We start from the raw sequence: 16226 nt of genomic DNA on the forward strand, positions 1-16226 counted from the left end.
CGCGCGCCGGGGCCGATGGCCGGCGGCCTCAGCGCCGCGCGGTGACCGACGCGGGGTCGAACCGGTGGCCCAGCCCCGTGACGGCCCAGCCGGCGGCCTCCCACGCGGCGGTGTCCAGCACGTTGCGGCCGTCGATCAGCAGCCGGTCGGCGACCTTGCCGCCCACGGCCTCCGGGTCCATCTCCCGGAACTCCTGCCACTCGGTCAGCAGGAGCGTCAGCTCGGCGCCCTCCACGGCCTCGTCCAGCGAGCCGACGTAGTCCAGGCGCGGGAAGCGGGCGGCCGCGTTGGCGCTGCCCTCGGGGTCGTACACCCGCACGTCCGCGCCGGCCGAGTAGAGGCGCGCGGCGACGTCGAGTGCGGGGGAGTCGCGCACGTCGTCGGAGTCCGGCTTGAAGGTCACGCCGAGCACCGCGATCCGGGCGCCGTTCAGGACCTCCTCGCCCGAGCCCGTCGTCGTGCCGCCGTACGGGCCGGCCGCCGCCGCCTCGTGGCCGTGGGCCGTGGAGAGCATCTCCACCGCCAGGTCCACCACGCGCTCCCGGCGGCGCAGGTTGATGTCGTCCACCTCGGCGAGGAAGCGCATGGTGCGGTCCAGGCCGAGCTCGGAGACGCGGGCCTGCAGCGCGCGGATGTCCTTGGGCAGGCAGCCGCCGCCGAAGCCCACGCCGGCGTTCAGGAATCGGCGGCCGATGCGGGCGTCGTGGCCGATCGCATCCGCCAGCGTGCGGATGTCCCCGCCCACGGTCTCCGTGATCTCGGAGAACGCGTTGATGAAGGAGATCTTCGTGGCCAGGAACGCGTTCGCGGCGACCTTGACGAGCTCCGCGGTCTCCAGGTCCGTGGAGACCCACGGCGTCTCCGCGGCCAGCTGCCGCGCGTAGACGCGGCGCAGGATCGGCTCGGCGCGCGGACCGGAGGTGCCGATCACGAGGCGGTCCGGGGTGAGCGTGTCCTGCACGGCGAAGCCCTCGCGCAGGAACTCGGGGTTCCAGGCGAGCTCGACGTCGCCCGGCAGGCCGGCCGCGGCGCGCACCTCGGCGACGAGGCCGGTCAGGCGCCGCGCGGTGCCCACGGGCACGGTGGACTTGCCCACGATCAGGGCGTCCCGGTCGATCGCCTGGGCGAGCGAGGTCACCGCGGCGTCCACATAGGTGAGGTCGGCGGCGGACGAGCCCGCCTGCTGCGGGGTGCCGACGCCGATGAAGTGCACGTCCGCCCAGCGCGCGGCCTCCTCGACGTCCGTGGTGAACCGCAGGCGGCCGGACTCCACGTGCGTGCGCAGCAGCTCCGGCAGGCCGGGCTCGTGGAACGGCACCTCGCCGCGGGCCAGCCGCTCGATCTTGGCCGGGTCCACGTCCACGCCCAGGACCTCGAAGCCGAGCTCGGCCATGCACGCCGCGTGCGTGGCGCCGAGATAGCCGGTGCCGATCACGGACAGACGCGGGCTCGCCGGCCGGCCGACCCCGTCCTCCCGTCCGGTCTCGACGGGGCTCGCGGGGGAGGTGCTCGGCTGCGTCACTTCGGACTCCTTGCGGGTGGGGCGGGCGGGGGCGGGCGGGCGACGGACGCCCCAAGGCTAAGCCGGACGCGTGAACACGCGCCGAACGCGGCGCGGACGCGGGGTGTTCCCGCGGTGGTCGCGGGACGAACCGGCCGCGGCGGCGCGGACTCAGGCCTCGCCGGAGCGGATCAGCTCGGTGAGGCGTGTGGCGGCGGCGACGACGGCCTCGGCGTGCACGCGCCCCGGCTGCCGGGAGAGGCGCTCGAGGGGGCCGGAGATGGAGACGGCGGCGATCACGCGGCCACTCGGCCCGCGCACCGGCGCGGACACGGAGGCGACGCCGGGCTCCCGCTCGGCGAGCGACTGCGCCCAGCCGCGGCGGCGCACGGCCGCGAGCACGGTGGGGGTGAAGACGGCCCCGGCGAGGCCCTCGACGAGACGCTCGTGGTCCTCCCAGGCGAGCAGCACCTGTGCCGCGGATCCGGCCTTCATGGACATGCGGGCGCCCACCGGGATGGTGTCCCGCAGGCCCCACGGTCGCTCGGCCGAGGCCACGCACACGCGCGAGTCGGCCTGGCGGCGGAACACCTGCGCGGACTCGCCCGTGGCGTCCCGCAGCCAGAGCAGGACGGGACCGGAGGCCGTGGTCAGCCGGTCCTCGCCCGCGGCGGAGGCCAGCTCGGCCAGGCGGGAGCCGAGCACGTAGCGGCCCTGCAGGTCCTTGCCCACGAGGCGGTGGTGAGCGAGCGCCGCCGCGAGGCGGTGCAGTGTGGGACGGGCGATGCCCGTGGCGGCCACGAGCTGGGCGAGGGTGGCCGGGCCGGACTCGAGCGCGTCCAGGATGGCCACGGACTTGTCCACCACGCCCACGCCGCTCGGGTGGCGGTGCAGCGCGGGTCCCAGGGCGTCGTTGCCCCGGGGGTCAGGAGAGTCGGGGAGGGTCATGTCGCGATCATAGCGTCTTGCAATGTGAGACGTTGCGGTTCGCGGGTCGAGATCCCCGGGGGCGGGGCGGCACAGTGGGACGACGACGCCGGGCCGCACCGCGGGGGCCCGCGGAGGACGAGGCGACCGCGGCACGACGAGGAGGACGACCCATGGGTCCCACGACGCATCCGCGCACGCTGGCCGAGAAGGTCTGGGACGAGCACGTGGTGGTCCGCGGCGAGGGCGAGGGGGCCTCCCGTGCGCCAGACCTGCTGTACATCGACCTCCACCTGCTGCACGAGGTGACGAGCCCCCAGGCGTTCGAGGGGCTGCGCCTGGCCGGTCGGCCCGTGCATCGCCCGGACCTGACGATCGCGACCGAGGACCACAACACCCCCACCCGCGAGATCGACCGGCCCATCGCCGACCCCGTCTCCCGCCTCCAGATCGAGACGCTGCGCTCCAACGCCGCCGAGTTCGGCATCCGCCTCCACTCCCTCGGGGACGTGGAGCAGGGGATCGTGCACGTGGTGGGCCCGCAGCTCGGCCTCAGCCAGCCCGGCCTGACCGTGGTGTGCGGCGACTCCCACACCTCCACGCACGGCGCGTTCGGCGCCCTCGCGTTCGGCATCGGCACCTCCGAGGTGGAGCACGTCCTCGCCACGCAGACCCTGCCGCTCAAGCCCTTCAAGACGATGGCGATCACGGTGGACGGCACCCTGCGCCCGGGCGTCACGGCCAAGGACATCGTCCTCGCCGTCATCGCGAAGATCGGCACGGGCGGCGGCCAGGGCTACGTGCTGGAGTACCGCGGCGAGGCCATCCGTGCTCTCTCCATGGAGGGCCGCATGACCATCTGCAACATGTCCATCGAGGCCGGCGCCCGCGCCGGCATGGTGGCCCCGGACGACACCACGTTCGAGTACCTGAAGGGGCGTCCGCACGCGCCGGTCGGCGAGGACTGGGACGCCGCCGTCGCGCACTGGCGCACGCTGGCCACGGACGAGGGCGCACGGTTCGACGCCGAGGTGGTCCTGGACGCGGACACGCTCGAGCCGTTCGTCACGTGGGGCACCAACCCCGGCCAGGGGATCAGCCTCAACGACGCCGTCCCCGCGCCGGAGGACTTCGCGGACCCCGCCGCCCAGGAGGCGGCCCGCAAGGCGCTGCGCTACATGGACCTCGCGCCCGGCACCCCCATGAAGGACGTGGCGGTGGACACGGTATTCATGGGCTCGTGCACCAACTCCCGCATCGAGGACCTGCGCACCTTCGCGGAGATCGTGAAGGGCCGCACCAAGCCCGAGGGGCTGCGCGTCATGGTGGTCCCCGGCTCCGCGCGGGTGCGCCTGCAGGCCATGGAGGAGGGTCTGGACCGCGTGATCCAGGACTTCGGCGCCGAGTGGCGCTTCGCCGGCTGCTCGATGTGCCTGGGCATGAACCCGGACCAGCTCGCGCCGGGGGAGCGCTGCGCCTCCACCTCGAACCGCAACTTCGAGGGCCGCCAGGGCAAGGGCGGGCGCACCCACCTGGTCTCGCCCGTGGTGGCCGCCGCCACCGCCGTCCTCGGGCGCCTCGCGAGCCCGTCCGACCTGCCCGCCCTCACCGTCCAGGAGGCCTGAGCCATGGAGAAGTTCACCACCCACACCGGCATCGGCGTCCCGCTGCGCGCCTCCAATGTGGACACGGACCAGATCATCCCCGCCGTGTACCTCAAGCGGATCTCGCGCACGGGCTTCGAGGACGCCCTGTTCGCCGGCTGGCGCCAGGACCCGGAGTTCATCCTCAACACGGAGCCCTACAGCGCCGGCTCGGTGCTCGTGACCGGCGCGGACTTCGGCACGGGCTCCTCCCGTGAGCACGCCGTGTGGGCGCTCAAGGACTACGGCTTCAAGGCCGTGCTCTCCCCGCGCTTCGCGGACATCTTCCGCGGCAACTCCGCCAAGCAGGGCCTCGTGGCCGCCCAGGTGGAGCAGGCGGACATCGAGCGGATCTGGAAGGAGCTCGAGAACGAGCCGGGAGCGGCCGTGACCGTGGACCTCGAGCGCCGCACGGTGGAGTGCGGCGGATTCAGCACCACCTTCCAGATCGACGACGACGCCCGGCGTCGCCTGCTCGCGGGGATCGACGACATCGGCGCCACCCTCGGCCACCGGGAGGCGATCGACGCCTACGAGGCGGCCCGCCCCGCCTGGAAGCCCACCACGCTGCCCGCGCGCACCGCCGCCGACTGACGCGCGCGCCGGGGCGGCGTCGGCGTGGCCGACGGCACAGGCGCCCAGCTGTCCGCCGCGCGGCGGGGCGTTGCGGCCGCGGCCCCCCCAGCACCTATGCTGGGTGCGATTCCGGGGCCGAGCGCGTGCAGCGCGGCCGGTGCCCGAACCCGCACGCCTCCGCTTCCCCCGGGGCGTCGCCGAGACCGTGGCCCGAGCGTCACGTTGAGGAAGGACACGAGAATGGCGAAGCTGCTGACGATCCACGGCGGAAAGCCGCTCACGGGCGAGGTCACGGTGCGCGGCGCCAAGAACCTCGTCCCGAAGGCCATGGTGGCCGCTCTGCTGGGCACCACGCCCTCCACGCTGCGCAGCGTCCCGGAGATCAAGGACGTGGACGTGGTCAGCTCCCTCCTCGAGATCCACGGCGTCACCGTGGACTGGGACAAGGAGTCGGGCTCCATCACCATGGATCCGGCCGGCGTGAAGTCCGCCCTCACCGCGGAGATCGACGCCCACGCGGGCGACTCGCGCATCCCGATCCTCTTCTGCGGTCCGCTGATGCACGCGATCGGCGAGGCCTTCATCCCCGACCTGGGCGGCTGCAAGATCGGCGACCGCCCGATCGACTACCACCTCGAGGTGCTGCGCAACTTCGGTGCGGTGGTGGACAAGCGCCCGGGCGGCATCTCCATCTCCGCCCCCAAGGGGCTGCACGGAGCGAAGCTCGAGCTGCCCTACCCCTCCGTGGGCGCGACGGAGCAGGTGCTGCTCACCGCCGTGAAGGCGGAGGGCATCACCGAGCTCAAGGGCGCCGCGGTGGAGCCGGAGATCCACAACCTCATCGACGTCCTCCAGAAGATGGGCGCGATCATCACGGTGCAGACGGACCGCACCATCCGCATCGAGGGCGTCGCCGAGATGCGCGGGTACAACCACGTCGCCCTGCCGGACCGCAACGAGTCCGCCTCGTGGGCCTCCGCCGCCCTGGCGACGCGCGGCGACATCTTCGTGCGCGGCGCCGCGCAGAGCGACCTCACGGCGTTCCTCAACACGTACCGCAAGATCGGCGGCGAGTTCGACGTCACCGACGACGGCATCCGCTTCTGGCACGCCGGCGGCGACCTCAACCCGCTCGTGCTGGAGACGGACGTGCACCCCGGCTTCATGACCGACTGGCAGCAGCCGCTCGTGGTGGCTCTGACCCAGGCCACGGGCGTCTCGATCGTCCACGAGACCGTGTACGAGAACCGCTTCGGCTTCACCGACGCGCTCGTGCGCATGGGCGCCTCCATCCAGCTGCACCGCGAGTGCCTGGGCTCCGTGCCGTGCCGCTTCGGCCAGCGCAACTTCCTGCACTCCGCCGTGATCTCCGGCCCCACGCCCCTGCACGGCGTGGACTTCGACATCCCTGACCTGCGCGGCGGCTTCTCCCACCTCATCGCCGCGCTCGCGGCCGAGGGCACCTCCACCGCCACGGGCCTGGAGATCATCAACCGCGGCTACGAGCACTTCATGGACAAGCTCCAGGGGCTCGGCGCCGACGTCGAGCTGGCCGAGACCGATCGATGACGTCCGTGGGCCCCGCGAACGCGACCCCTGGGACGGCCGCCCCCACCCGGGCGGAGCGACGGGGCTACGTGGTCCCGGCCGCGCTCGTCCGGCCGCTCATGCGCTCCCTCGTGCGCCAGCGCTGGGAGCACACGGACCGGATCCCGCGCACCGGAGCGATCCTCGCGGTGAACCACATCTCGGAGATCGACCCGCTCTCCGTGGCCCACATGGTCTACAACCAGGGCCTGCTGCCCACCATCATGGCGAAGGCCGAGCTGTGGAAGGTCCCGGGCCTGAAGCAGATGCTCCAGTCCACCCGCATGATCCCCGTGGACCGCTCCCGCGACGGCGGCCGCTCGCTCGAGGCGGCCCGGGCCGCCCTCGCCGCCGGCCGCGTGATCGTGGTGTACCCCGAGGGCACGGTGACCCGCGACCCCGACGGCTGGCCCATGGCGGCCCGCGCCGGCGCCGTCCGCCTGGCCCTGCAGACCGGCGCGCCGCTCGTCCCCGTGGGCCAGTGGGGCATCCAGGAGCTGCTGCCGTACCCAACCCACGCCCTGAAGCCCTTCCCGCGCAAGACCGCGCGCATGGTCGTGGGCGAGCCCGTGGACCTGGACGACCTCCGGGACGTCCCCCTCACGGCCACCGTCCTGCGCACCGGCACCGATCGGATGATGGACGCCGTCACGGACCTCGTGGCGCAGCTGCGCGGCGAGCCCGCCCCGGAGGGCCGGTGGAACCCGAAGACCGGACGCCGGGAGGCCCGAGCGTGACGCACGCGAGTCCACAGGGCCCGCGCCCCGCCGGGGACCCCGCCGTCGTCGCCGTGCTGGGCGCCGGCAGCTGGGGCACCGCCTTCGCCCGCGTGCTGGGCACCAGCACGAGCCCCGAGGGGGCCCGCGCCCGCGAGGTGGTGGTCTGGTCGCGCCGCGCCGAGGTGGCCGAGGCCGTCAACCGCGACCACGCCAACCCGGAGTACCTGCCGGGGATCGAGCTGCCCGCGTGCGTGCGCGCCGTCAGCGACGCCCGCGAGGCCGTCTCCGGCGCCGGCGTCGTGGTGGTCGCGGTGCCCGCACAGAGCGTGCGCGCCACCCTCGAGTCCGTGGCGGACGCGATCGCGCCGGACGCCGTCGTCGTCTCGCTCGTGAAGGGCCTCGAACGCGGCACGGATGCGCGCCCCTCCCAGGTGTGCGCCGACGTCCTGGGTCTGGCCGCCGACCGCTTCGCCGTGGTCTCCGGGCCCAACCTGGCCCTCGAGATCGCGCGCGGGGAGCCCACCGCCACCGTGGTCGCCTCGACGTCGGCGGCGACCGCCGAGCGCGTGGCCGCGCTCACCGCGGGCCGCACCTTCCGCCCCTACACCAACACGGACGTCGTGGGCGTGGAGATCGGCGGGATCGTGAAGAACGTGATCGCCCTCGCCGTGGGCATCTGCGACGGCCAGGGCCTGGGGGACAACTCGAAGGCCTCGATCATCACGCGCGGCCTGGCCGAGACCACCCGCCTGGCCGTGCGCCTGGGCGGCGACGCCGGCACCCTCGCCGGACTCGCGGGCCTGGGCGACCTCGTGGCCACGTGTGCCTCTCCGCTCTCGCGCAACCGCAGCGCCGGCCGTCTACTCGGCACCGGCATGGGCGTGGACGAGGCCGTGGCCGCCATGAAGCAGACCGCGGAGGGCCTGAAGTCCGTGTCCGCGATCGTCCACGTGGCCCGCGCGCACGGCGTGGAGATGCCCATCAGCGAGGCCATGGACCGGGTCGTCGCCGGCTCCGTGGACGTGCACCACCTGGCCGGCCTCCTGCTCGGCCGGGACCTGAAGTCGGAAGGACGCACCGCATGACCGCCACCCCCGAGGCCGTCCCGGCCGCCACCGTCCACGATGCCTCCGCCGCGGGCGGGCCCGCCGGCCGCCGCCCGCGCGTGCTCCTGCTGTTCGGCGGCCGCTCGAGCGAGCACCCCATCAGCTGCGTCACCGCCGCCGGTGTGCTGCACGCGGCGGACCCCGCGCGCTGGGACGTGGTGCCCGTGGGCGTCGCGCGCTCGGGCCTGTGGTCCCACGGCGAGGTGGACGTCGCGGGGTTCCGCCTCGACGCGGGCGAGCTCCCGGAGGTCCCCGAGCCGCAGGGCCCGGTGAGCGTGCGCACGCGCGCGGACGGCGCCGTCGAGCTCGTGGCCGAGGACGGCGCCTCCCTCGGGCCGGTGGACGTGGTGTTCCCCCTGCTGCACGGCCCGTTCGGCGAGGACGGGACGCTGCAGGGCATGTTCGAGTCCCTGGGCCTGCCCTACGTGGGCTGCGGCGTGCTCGCCTCCGCCGTCGGCATGGACAAGCACTTCATGAAGGTGGCCTTCCAGGCCGCCGGCCTCGAGGTGGGGCCGTGGGAGACCATCACGGACCGCCAGTGGGCGCGGGACCCCGAGGCCGCGCTCGAGCGCGCCGGCCGCCTCGCGCACCCGCTCTTCGTCAAGCCCGCCCGCGGCGGCTCCTCGTTCGGCATCACCCGCGTGGCCGAGGGCGAGGACCTGCGCGCCGCGATCGAGGAGGCGCGCCGCTACGACCCCAAGGTCGTGGTGGAGGCCGGCATCCTGGGCCGGGAGATCGAGTGCGCCGTCCTGGACGGCCACGGCACGGAGGCCCCGCGCGCCTCCCTGCCCGGGGAGATCGTGGTGAAGGGCTCCGAGGCCGGCCACCAGTTCTACGACTTCGAGGCGAAGTACCAGGACCGCGAGGCCGCGCAGCTCTCCTGCCCGGCCGAGCTGCCCGAGGAGCAGATCGCGCGCCTGCGCGAGCTCGCCGTCACCGCCTTCGAGGCCGTGGACGGCTCCGGCCTGGGCCGCTGCGACTTCTTCCACACCCCGGACGGGCGCTGGGTCGTCAACGAGATCAACACGATGCCCGGCTTCACCCCGATCAGCATGTACCCCGCGATGTGGGAGCGCACGGGCCTGCCCTACGCCGAGCTCATCTCGGAGCTGCTGGACCTCGCGCTCGAGCGCGGCACCGGCCTGCACTGAGCCGGGCCGCGCCGCGCGGCGGGCGGCCTCAGCCCACGGGCGTCGCGTCCTCCAGGTTCACGCACGCGCGCTCGGCGGGGATGCGGGCCACGGCGGAGGACAGGCCGGTCATCACCGAGTCCGAGCTCGCCCGGTCCTTCGCGAAGAGCACCTCGACGGCGGGCGTGCGGCCGTACGTGGTGAGGCGCCAGTTCGCGTCCTCGTCCCGCACCACCCAGTCCACCTCGTCCACGCGCAGGCACGGGTCCGTGGTGGGGCCGGGGGAGGGCACGCCGCAGCGCAGCACGACGGCCGCCGGGTCACCCCACACGGCGGTGGCCTGGCTGTCCGTGGGGCGCAACGGGAGGTCGGCCAGCTCGTCCGGCATGGCGACCATGGCGGGGGCGCACGCGGGGTCCGCGGCGTCGGGGGCGGCCTCCACGGTGGCCGTGCGGCCGGAGCACGCGGTGGTGGCCAGGGCGACGGCGGCCAGCAGGGCGGACAGGCGGACCGGAGCGGGGACGCGGGACGGCATCCTCCCAGGATAGGGGGCGGGCCCTGTCGCGTCGCCCCGGTGGCCTAGCATGGACGGGATCGACCCGCCGACCCGCGCGCCGCGTCCGGCGCCCCCGCCCAGCAGGAGTACACGCCGTGAACAGCGCCCCCGCCTCCGCACCGGACGAGACCCCGCACCGCGCGCCGCGCCGCCGCCGGCCCGTGCTGCTCATCGTCCTGGCCGTCCTCCTGGCCGCCCTGCTGGCCCTCGGCATCACCGCCGCCGTGTACCTCTCCGGTCTGGCCCGCTCGGTGGACGAGGACACCCAGCGCTTCGACGGCGGCGCGTTCCCCGCGGAGTCGCTGCGTCCGGCTGAGCCCGGGAAGGACGGCGCGGGATCGGACGGCGACGGGAGCGGCGGGAACGACGGCAAGGGCGCGGCCGCCGGCAACGCCGCTCCCGGCGTGTGGACCCCCACCGCCCCGCCGCCCGGCGTGGACCCGACGATGGCCGAGGCCGCCGCCCAGGGCCCCGAGGCCCCCTCTGCGGACGAGAAGGCGGACGGCGCCGCCGTCGACTTCCTCCTCGTGGGCGAGGACGCCGGCGCGGAGGGCCGCGGCGAGACCGGCCGCTCCGACACGATGATGTGGGTCCACGTGCCCGGCGACCGCAGCCGCGTGGACGTCATGTCCGTCATGCGCGACCTCTGGGTGCCGATCCCCGGCCAGGGCGACCGCAAGGTCAACGCCGCCTACTCGCTCGGCGGGATCCCGTTGACCGTGAGCACCGTGGAGAACATGTTCCAGGCGCGCGTGGACCATGTGGTGGCGGTGGACCTGGCCGGCTTCCAGGGCCTCGTGGACGCCCTCGGCGGCGTGACCGTGCAGAACCCCACCGCGTTCACCTCCACCGGCGGCGTGGACTTCCCGGCGGGGACGGTGCAGATGGACGGGGCGAAGGCCCTGGTCTACGCCCGTGAGCGCTACACCCTGCCGCGCGGCGACTACGACCGCGTGGAGAACCAGCAGCGCCTCGTCAAGGCGATCATGGCCGAGTTCCTCTCCATGGACACCCTCTCGGACCCGGGCCGCGTGCAGCAGTCCGTGGAGCGCTTCGCCCCCTACCTGACCCTGGACGACTCCCTGGACTCGGGCGCCCTCGCCTCCCTCGCGTGGTCCCTGCGCGACGCGCGGGACGCCCCGATCGTCACGAGCACCGTGCCCACGCTGGGCGTCGGCACGGCGGGGGACAACCAGTCCGTCGTGTGGCCCGACTGGGCCGGCATCCGCGCGATCGGCAAGGGCATCCGCACGGGCGGCCTCGGCGAGGTCGTCGGGCAGTGAGCACCCCGAGCGGGCCGACGTCCGTGGAGCGCTGGCTGGTCCTCGCCGAGGACCTGGTCGGCCGTGCCGCGCCCCGCCTCAACGCCCTGAACGTCTTCCCGGTGCCGGACGCTGACACGGGGTCGAACATGCTCGCGACCCTGCGAGCCGCCCGCGCGGCCGCGGAGTCGGCGGAGACCGCTGACGTCGGGGCGGTCATGGCGCGGGTGGGCCGGGCCGCCCTGGACGCGGCGCACGGCAACTCGGGGACGCTCCTCGCCGTCGCCCTGGCCGGCGCGTCCGGGCCGCTGCGCGGCCGCCGGGAGGTGCGCGTGGCGGACCTGGCCGCGGCCTTCGGCGCGGCGGACGAGGCGGCGCGCGCCGCGCTCTCCGAGCCCCAGGAGGGCACCATCCTCACCGTGCTCACCGCGGCGGCCGAGAGCCTGGAGCGCTCGGCGGCCGAGGCGCCGTCGGGCACCGGGGAGGACTCCCGGCTGGCGGACGCCGTCACCGCGATGGTGGCGGGCAGCCTGCGAGCGGTGGAGGGGACGGAGGCGCTCCTGCCCATGCTCGCGGACGCCCACGTGGTGGACGCCGGCGCCGTGGGCCTGCTGTGGGTGCTCGAGGCCCTGCGCTCGGCCGTGACCGGCACCGAGGTGGACGCCGGGCTCGCCGCCGCTCTGCACGGGTACGCGGACGAGTCCCGCGAGGCCGTGGCCGCACCCGCGGGGCACGCGGCCGGCGCCGAGGTCATGGGCACCCTCGCGCTGACCCCCCTGGACGCCGCGGAGCTGCGCCGCCGCCTGGACGCGGTGGGGGACTCGCTGATCCTCGCCCCCGTGTCCAGGGAGCTGGACGAGCAGGGGCGGGTGCCGTGGCGCGTCCACGTGCACGTGCCCCGCGCCGAGGACGCCGTGGACGTGCTGCGCGCGGCGGGCGAGCCCGCGGGCCTGTCCGTCACAGACCTGAGCGCGCCGGCCCACGCGCACCGTCACGAGGCCGACGGGCGCCATGGCCGCTGACGTCGCCGTCACGGACCTGCCCCTCACCGAGGTGCTCTCCGGCACGCTGCCCGGGCGCCTCGAGAAGGAGCTCGGGCTCCGCACCGTCGGAGAGCTGCTGGACCACACGCCGCGCCGCTGGGTCGAGCGCGGGGAGCTGACGCCGATCGCGGCGCTCCCGTGGGACTCCGAGGTCACCGTGGTGGCCGTCGTCGAGTCCGTGAGCACCCGCCAGATGCGCAGCCGCGGCGGGTTCATCGTGGACGTGACCGTGGCGGACCCCTCCGTGGCCGGCGTGCCCGGGGCGAGCCTGTCCATGGCCTTCTTCAACGGCCACGACGCGCGCCGCCGCCTGGCCCCCGGCGTCACCGCCATGTTCCAGGGGAAGACCACCGAGTACCGCGGGCGGATCACGCTCAACAACCCGGACTTCGCGCTCCTGGACGACGACGTCGCGCCCGGCGAGGTGGACGTGCGCCCCGTGCCGATCTACCGCTCCACGGGCAAGCTGCCGAGCTGGACGGTCCGCTCGGCGCTCCAACGGGTCCTCGAGACCGTGGACCTGGACCGGATCCCGGAGCTCCTGACGCCCGAGATCCGCGCGATGACCGCCGCCGACCTCGACCTGGACGCACCCCTGCCCGGCACCGCCCAGGCCTACCGGGACCTCCACGCGCCGGACGACGTGGCCGACACCGGCCCCGCCCGCACGGCCCTCGCCCTGCGCGAGGCCCTCGTGGTGCAGGCCGCGCTGGCGTGGCGCCGCAGCCGAGAGCGGGCCGTCCCCGCGGTCCCGCGCCCGCCCCGCGCCGGCGGGCTGCGGGAGGCCCTCGACGCGCGCCTGCCCTTCACGCTGACCGCGGGCCAGCGGCGCGTGGGGGAGGAGCTCTCCGCCGAGCTCGCCCGCGAGAGGCCGATGAGCCGCCTGCTCCAGGGCGACGTGGGCGCGGGCAAGACCCTCGTGGCCCTGCGCGCGATGCTCCAGGTGGTGGACGCCGGCGGCCAGGCCGCACTCGTGGCCCCCACGGAGGTCCTCGCCGCCCAGCACCACCGCGCCCTGCTGCGCCTCATGGGCCCGCTGGCCGACGACGGCGCCCGCGGGCTCGGCGGCGTCGGCACCCTCGGCCTCGACGACGGCCGGGAGGGTCCCCACACGGGCGTCGTCCTCGTGACCGGGTCCCAGCGGGTCGCCGCCCGGCGCGAGGCGCTGCTCGCGCTCGCCTCGGGGGAGGCGGGGATCGCCGTCGGGACGCACGCCCTGCTCTCGGACACGGTGGGGTTCGCGGAGCTCGCGCTCGCCGTGGTGGACGAGCAGCACCGCTTCGGCGTGGACCAGCGCGAGGCCCTGCGCCGCGCCAACCCGGGCACGCACCTGCTCGTCATGTCCGCCACGCCCATCCCGCGCTCGGTGGCCATGACCGTCTTCGGCGACCTCGACCTCACCGTCCTCGAGGGCCTGCCCTCCGGCCGCCAGCCGGTCACCACGCACGTCGCGCGGATGGCGCACGGCCCGCGCGTGATCGGGCGCGTGTGGGAGCTGATCGCGGAGCACGTCGCCGCGGGGCACCAGGCCTTCGTGGTGTGCCCGCGGATCGACCCGGACGACGCGGACCCGGGCCACGCGAACGTGACGGAGATGGCCCCGCGGCTCGAGGCGCTGCCCGCGCTCGCGGCCGCCCGCCCGGGCGGGGCGCGGATCGGGGTGGTGCACGGCCGAATGGACCAGGCCGAGCAGGACGCCGCGATGCAGGCGTTCGCGCGCGGGGAGACGGACGTGCTCGTGGCCACCACCGTCGTGGAGGTGGGCGTGGACGTGCCCAACGCCACCGTCATGGCCGTGCTGGACGCGGACGACTTCGGCCTCTCCACCCTCCACCAGCTGCGGGGCCGCGTGGGCCGCGGCCCCGGCGCGTCCGTGTGCCTCCTGGCCACGCGCCTGCCGGACGGGCACGCCTCCCTGCGCCGCCTCGAGGTGCTCGAGCAGACCCAGGACGGTCTGCGGATCGCGCAGGAGGACCTGGCCCACCGCGGCGTCGGCGACGTCCTCGGGGCGCAGCAGTCCGGCCTGGCCTCCGGGCTGCGCCACGTGGACGTCATCGCGGACGCCCCGCTCATCGGCCTGGCCGCGGACGCCGTGGCGCGCATCATGGCGGCCGGCGAGGGGCTCTCCGCGCACCCGGCGCTGGCCGCCGAGGTGACCCGCTGGGAGGGCGAGCACCTCACCGCCGCCGACTACCTCGAGAAGGGCTGACCCCGTGTCCCGCATCATCGCCGGCGCCGCCGCCGGCCGCCCCCTGCGCTCCGTGCCCGGCACGGGCACCCGCCCCACGACGGACCGCACCAAGGAGGCCCTCTTCTCCTGGCTCTCCGCGCGGGACTGGACGGACGGCACCCGCGTGCTCGACCTCTACGCCGGCTCCGGCTCGCTGGGGTGCGAGGCGGCGAGCCGGGGCGCGGCGAGCGTCGTGCTCGTGGAACGGCACCGCCGCGCCGCCGAGGTGTGCCGCGCCAATGCGGCGATGGTCAACGAGGCGCTCGGGAGGACAGTGGTGAGCGTGCGTGCCTCCTCCGTCGAACAGGTGCTCGCCGTCGGCGGGGCGCAGGGCCTCGAGGACGGAGGCGAGCCCGTGGACCTCATCCTCGCCGACCCGCCCTATCCCGAGGCGGGGGAGGCGTTCCACGCCGTCCTCGCCGCCGCCGCCGCGCGGCTCAGCCCCGGCGGGCTGCTCGTGCTGGAGCGCTCCGCGCGCGACCTGGCCCCGCGGCGCCCGGCCACGCTCGAGGAGGTCGACGTGCGCGCGTACGGCGAGACCGCCCTCTACCTGTGGCAGGACGAGCGCTGAGCCCCGTGCCCCCGCTCGGCGGGCGGGGGCCCGACGGCACGAGGCCGCGCGGGAGAGGGGAGCGTCAGCCCCGGCGCAGGCGCGGCGCGGCCTCGGCGAGGCGCCGCATGCCCTCGGCCACCACGTCCTCGGACTTGCAGAACGCCAGCCGCAGCCAGGAGGCGAGGTGGGCGTCGGCCGGATCGTCCGTCGGCCGGCACAGCGCGCACACCGGGATGCCCGCGACGCCGGCCTCGCGCACCCAGTCCTGCACGGCCGCCGAGGCGTCCGTCACGCCCCAGGGGGCCAGGTCCACCACCACGAAGTAGCCGGCGTCCGGCACCACGGGCTCCAGGCCCACGGCGCGCAGCCCCGCCACGAGGGTGTCCCGCGTGGCGCGGTACCGCTCCCGCTGCCCCACGAGGTGCGCCTCACCCCGCGGCAGGTAGGCGGCCATGGCCGCCTGGTAGGCCGGGCCCGTGGAGAAGGTGAGGTACTGCTTCACGGCGCGCACGGCGGCCACGAGCTCGGCGGGCCCGGCCAGCCAGCCCACCTTCCACCCGGTCACGGCGAACGCCTTCCCGGCCCCGGACGCCGTCAGGGCGATCTCCCGGGCCCCGGGGATCGAGCGCAGGGAGACGTGCTCGCCCTCGAACACGAGGTGCTCGTACACCTCGTCGGAGAGGATCAGCACGCCGCGCTCCCGGCACAGCCGCACGATCTCCTCGAGCAGGGCGCGCGGGTACACCGCGCCGGTCGGATTGTGCGGGGTGTTGAGGATGAGCAGCCGGGTGCGGTCGGTCAGCGCCGCCGCGATCCGGGCAGGGTCGGGCAGGAACGCGGGCGGCTCCACGGGCACGGTCACGTGGCGGGCGCCGGCCAGGGCGACGGTCGCGGCGTGGGAGTCGTAGAACGGCTCCACCGTCACCACCTCGTCGCCGGGGCCGACGAGGGCCAGCACGGTGGCGGCGATCGCCTCCGTCACCCCGGCGGTGACCAGCAGCTCGGCGTCCGGGTCCTCCGTCACGCCCCAGTGCGCCCGCCGGTGCTCGACGACGGCGCGGCGCAGCGCCGCGTCCCCGCCGCCGGGCGCGTACTGGTTCGGGCCCGCGAGGACGGCGTCCGCGGCCAGGCGCAGCAGGTCCGCGGGGCCGTCGGCGTCGGGGAAGCCCTGCCCCAGGTTCACGGCACCGTGCTCGGCCGCGAGGGCCGTCACCGTCTCGAAGACGGTGGGCGCGGGGACGCCCCCGCGCAGCAGCCCGGTGGCCTCGGCGGCGCGGCGCCATGGTCCGGGGACGGCGGCGGGAGTCGGGTGGGGGGCCGGGGTGTCCATGGCGGCCACTGTACTTTCCGGCCGGCCGGCCGGCTCGCGGGCGGGGGCGGAGAGCGGTCCTCG

The 16226-nt window shown here is 75.5% G+C and carries 14 protein-coding genes; 10 read left to right on the forward strand and 4 right to left on the reverse strand.

Annotated features, from left to right (window positions below):
* Window positions 1-28: 28 nt before the first annotated feature.
* Window positions 29-1435: a UDP-glucose/GDP-mannose dehydrogenase family protein gene (locus tag AAG742_RS04660; protein ID WP_298984905.1), complete on the reverse strand. Its 1407-nt coding sequence runs from the start codon at window positions 1433-1435 to the stop codon at window positions 29-31.
* 237 nt (window positions 1436-1672) lie between these two features.
* The gene (locus AAG742_RS04665) at window positions 1673-2449 is read right to left on the reverse strand and encodes an IclR family transcriptional regulator (protein ID WP_248115117.1); all 777 of its coding nucleotides are present in this window, start codon (window positions 2447-2449) and stop codon (window positions 1673-1675) included.
* Window positions 2450-2601: 152 nt separating this feature from the next.
* Here AAG742_RS04665 and leuC point away from each other — a divergent pair, with 152 nt between their 5' ends.
* The 6 genes from leuC (at window position 2602) to AAG742_RS04695 (ending at window position 9210) form a co-directional block, all read left to right on the forward strand.
* On the forward strand, window positions 2602-4053 hold the full coding sequence (leuC, locus tag AAG742_RS04670; protein WP_298713122.1) for a 3-isopropylmalate dehydratase large subunit: 1452 nt from the start codon (window positions 2602-2604) through the stop codon (window positions 4051-4053).
* A 3-nt stretch (window positions 4054-4056) separates the two neighbouring features.
* Window positions 4057-4665: a 3-isopropylmalate dehydratase small subunit gene (gene leuD / locus AAG742_RS04675; protein ID WP_298713124.1), complete on the forward strand. Its 609-nt coding sequence runs from the start codon at window positions 4057-4059 to the stop codon at window positions 4663-4665.
* A gap of 222 nt (window positions 4666-4887) precedes the next feature.
* A complete protein-coding gene (gene murA / locus AAG742_RS04680) occupies window positions 4888-6216 on the forward strand; it encodes a UDP-N-acetylglucosamine 1-carboxyvinyltransferase (protein ID WP_343282358.1) in 1329 nt (442 codons plus the stop codon).
* Window positions 6217-6221: 5 nt separating this feature from the next.
* Complete coding sequence (locus tag AAG742_RS04685) at window positions 6222-6971, forward strand: lysophospholipid acyltransferase family protein (RefSeq protein WP_298984634.1); 750 nt, start codon at window positions 6222-6224, stop codon at window positions 6969-6971.
* Window positions 6968-8038 carry an NAD(P)H-dependent glycerol-3-phosphate dehydrogenase gene (locus AAG742_RS04690; protein ID WP_343282359.1) on the forward strand — a complete coding sequence of 357 codons (1071 nt, stop codon included), beginning with the start codon at window positions 6968-6970 and terminating at the stop codon, window positions 8036-8038. The genes AAG742_RS04685 and AAG742_RS04690 overlap by 4 nt, the downstream gene beginning before the upstream one ends.
* Entirely contained in the window at window positions 8035-9210 is a 1176-nt protein-coding gene (locus AAG742_RS04695) for a D-alanine--D-alanine ligase family protein (protein WP_343282360.1), read from the forward strand. Before AAG742_RS04690 ends, AAG742_RS04695 begins: the two co-directional genes overlap by 4 nt.
* Window positions 9211-9238: 28 nt before the next feature.
* On the opposite strand, the gene AAG742_RS04700 is transcribed toward AAG742_RS04695, so the two are convergent.
* On the reverse strand, window positions 9239-9724 hold the full coding sequence (locus tag AAG742_RS04700) for a DUF3515 family protein (RefSeq protein WP_298713136.1): 486 nt from the start codon (window positions 9722-9724) through the stop codon (window positions 9239-9241).
* A 116-nt stretch (window positions 9725-9840) separates the two neighbouring features.
* On the opposite strand from AAG742_RS04700, the gene AAG742_RS04705 reads away from it, so the two are divergent.
* From AAG742_RS04705 to rsmD, 4 genes are read left to right on the forward strand one after another with little or no spacing between them, the layout of a single operon-like run.
* Window positions 9841-11028 (forward strand): LCP family protein, encoded by a 1188-nt coding sequence (locus AAG742_RS04705; protein ID WP_298713139.1) that lies wholly within the window; start codon window positions 9841-9843, stop codon window positions 11026-11028.
* Window positions 11025-12029, forward strand: coding sequence for a DAK2 domain-containing protein (locus tag AAG742_RS04710; protein ID WP_343282361.1), 1005 nt, complete (start codon window positions 11025-11027; stop codon window positions 12027-12029). Before AAG742_RS04705 ends, AAG742_RS04710 begins: the two co-directional genes overlap by 4 nt.
* A complete protein-coding gene (locus AAG742_RS04715) occupies window positions 12019-14259 on the forward strand; it encodes an ATP-dependent DNA helicase RecG (protein ID WP_343282362.1) in 2241 nt (746 codons plus the stop codon). Before AAG742_RS04710 ends, AAG742_RS04715 begins: the two co-directional genes overlap by 11 nt.
* Window positions 14260-14263: 4 nt before the next feature.
* The gene (rsmD, locus tag AAG742_RS04720; protein ID WP_343282363.1) at window positions 14264-14851 is read left to right on the forward strand and encodes a 16S rRNA (guanine(966)-N(2))-methyltransferase RsmD; all 588 of its coding nucleotides are present in this window, start codon (window positions 14264-14266) and stop codon (window positions 14849-14851) included.
* A 64-nt stretch (window positions 14852-14915) separates the two neighbouring features.
* Here the strand turns inward: rsmD and AAG742_RS04725 are convergent, their stop codons facing one another.
* Entirely contained in the window at window positions 14916-16163 is a 1248-nt protein-coding gene (locus AAG742_RS04725) for an aminotransferase class I/II-fold pyridoxal phosphate-dependent enzyme (protein WP_343282364.1), read from the reverse strand.
* Window positions 16164-16226 lie beyond the last annotated feature (63 nt).

It is taken from the genome of Micrococcus sp. 2A, assembly GCF_039519235.1.
In the GTDB taxonomy this organism is placed as follows: Bacteria; Actinomycetota; Actinomycetes; order Actinomycetales; family Micrococcaceae; genus Micrococcus.

What these genes read in the sequence shown, in the direction of transcription:
- murA (WP_343282358.1), top strand. Translation starts at nt 4,888, where the DNA reads ATGGCGAAGCTGCTGACGATCCACGGCGGAAAGCCGCTCACGGGCGAG.
- AAG742_RS04695 (WP_343282360.1), top strand. Translation starts at nt 8,035, where the DNA reads ATGACCGCCACCCCCGAGGCCGTCCCGGCCGCCACCGTCCACGATGCC.
- leuC (WP_298713122.1), top strand. Translation starts at nt 2,602, where the DNA reads ATGGGTCCCACGACGCATCCGCGCACGCTGGCCGAGAAGGTCTGGGAC.
- AAG742_RS04700 (WP_298713136.1), bottom strand. Translation starts at nt 9,724, where the DNA reads ATGCCGTCCCGCGTCCCCGCTCCGGTCCGCCTGTCCGCCCTGCTGGCC.
- leuD (WP_298713124.1), top strand. Translation starts at nt 4,057, where the DNA reads ATGGAGAAGTTCACCACCCACACCGGCATCGGCGTCCCGCTGCGCGCC.
- AAG742_RS04725 (WP_343282364.1), bottom strand. Translation starts at nt 16,163, where the DNA reads ATGGACACCCCGGCCCCCCACCCGACTCCCGCCGCCGTCCCCGGACCA.
- AAG742_RS04715 (WP_343282362.1), top strand. Translation starts at nt 12,019, where the DNA reads ATGGCCGCTGACGTCGCCGTCACGGACCTGCCCCTCACCGAGGTGCTC.
- AAG742_RS04665 (WP_248115117.1), bottom strand. Translation starts at nt 2,449, where the DNA reads ATGACCCTCCCCGACTCTCCTGACCCCCGGGGCAACGACGCCCTGGGA.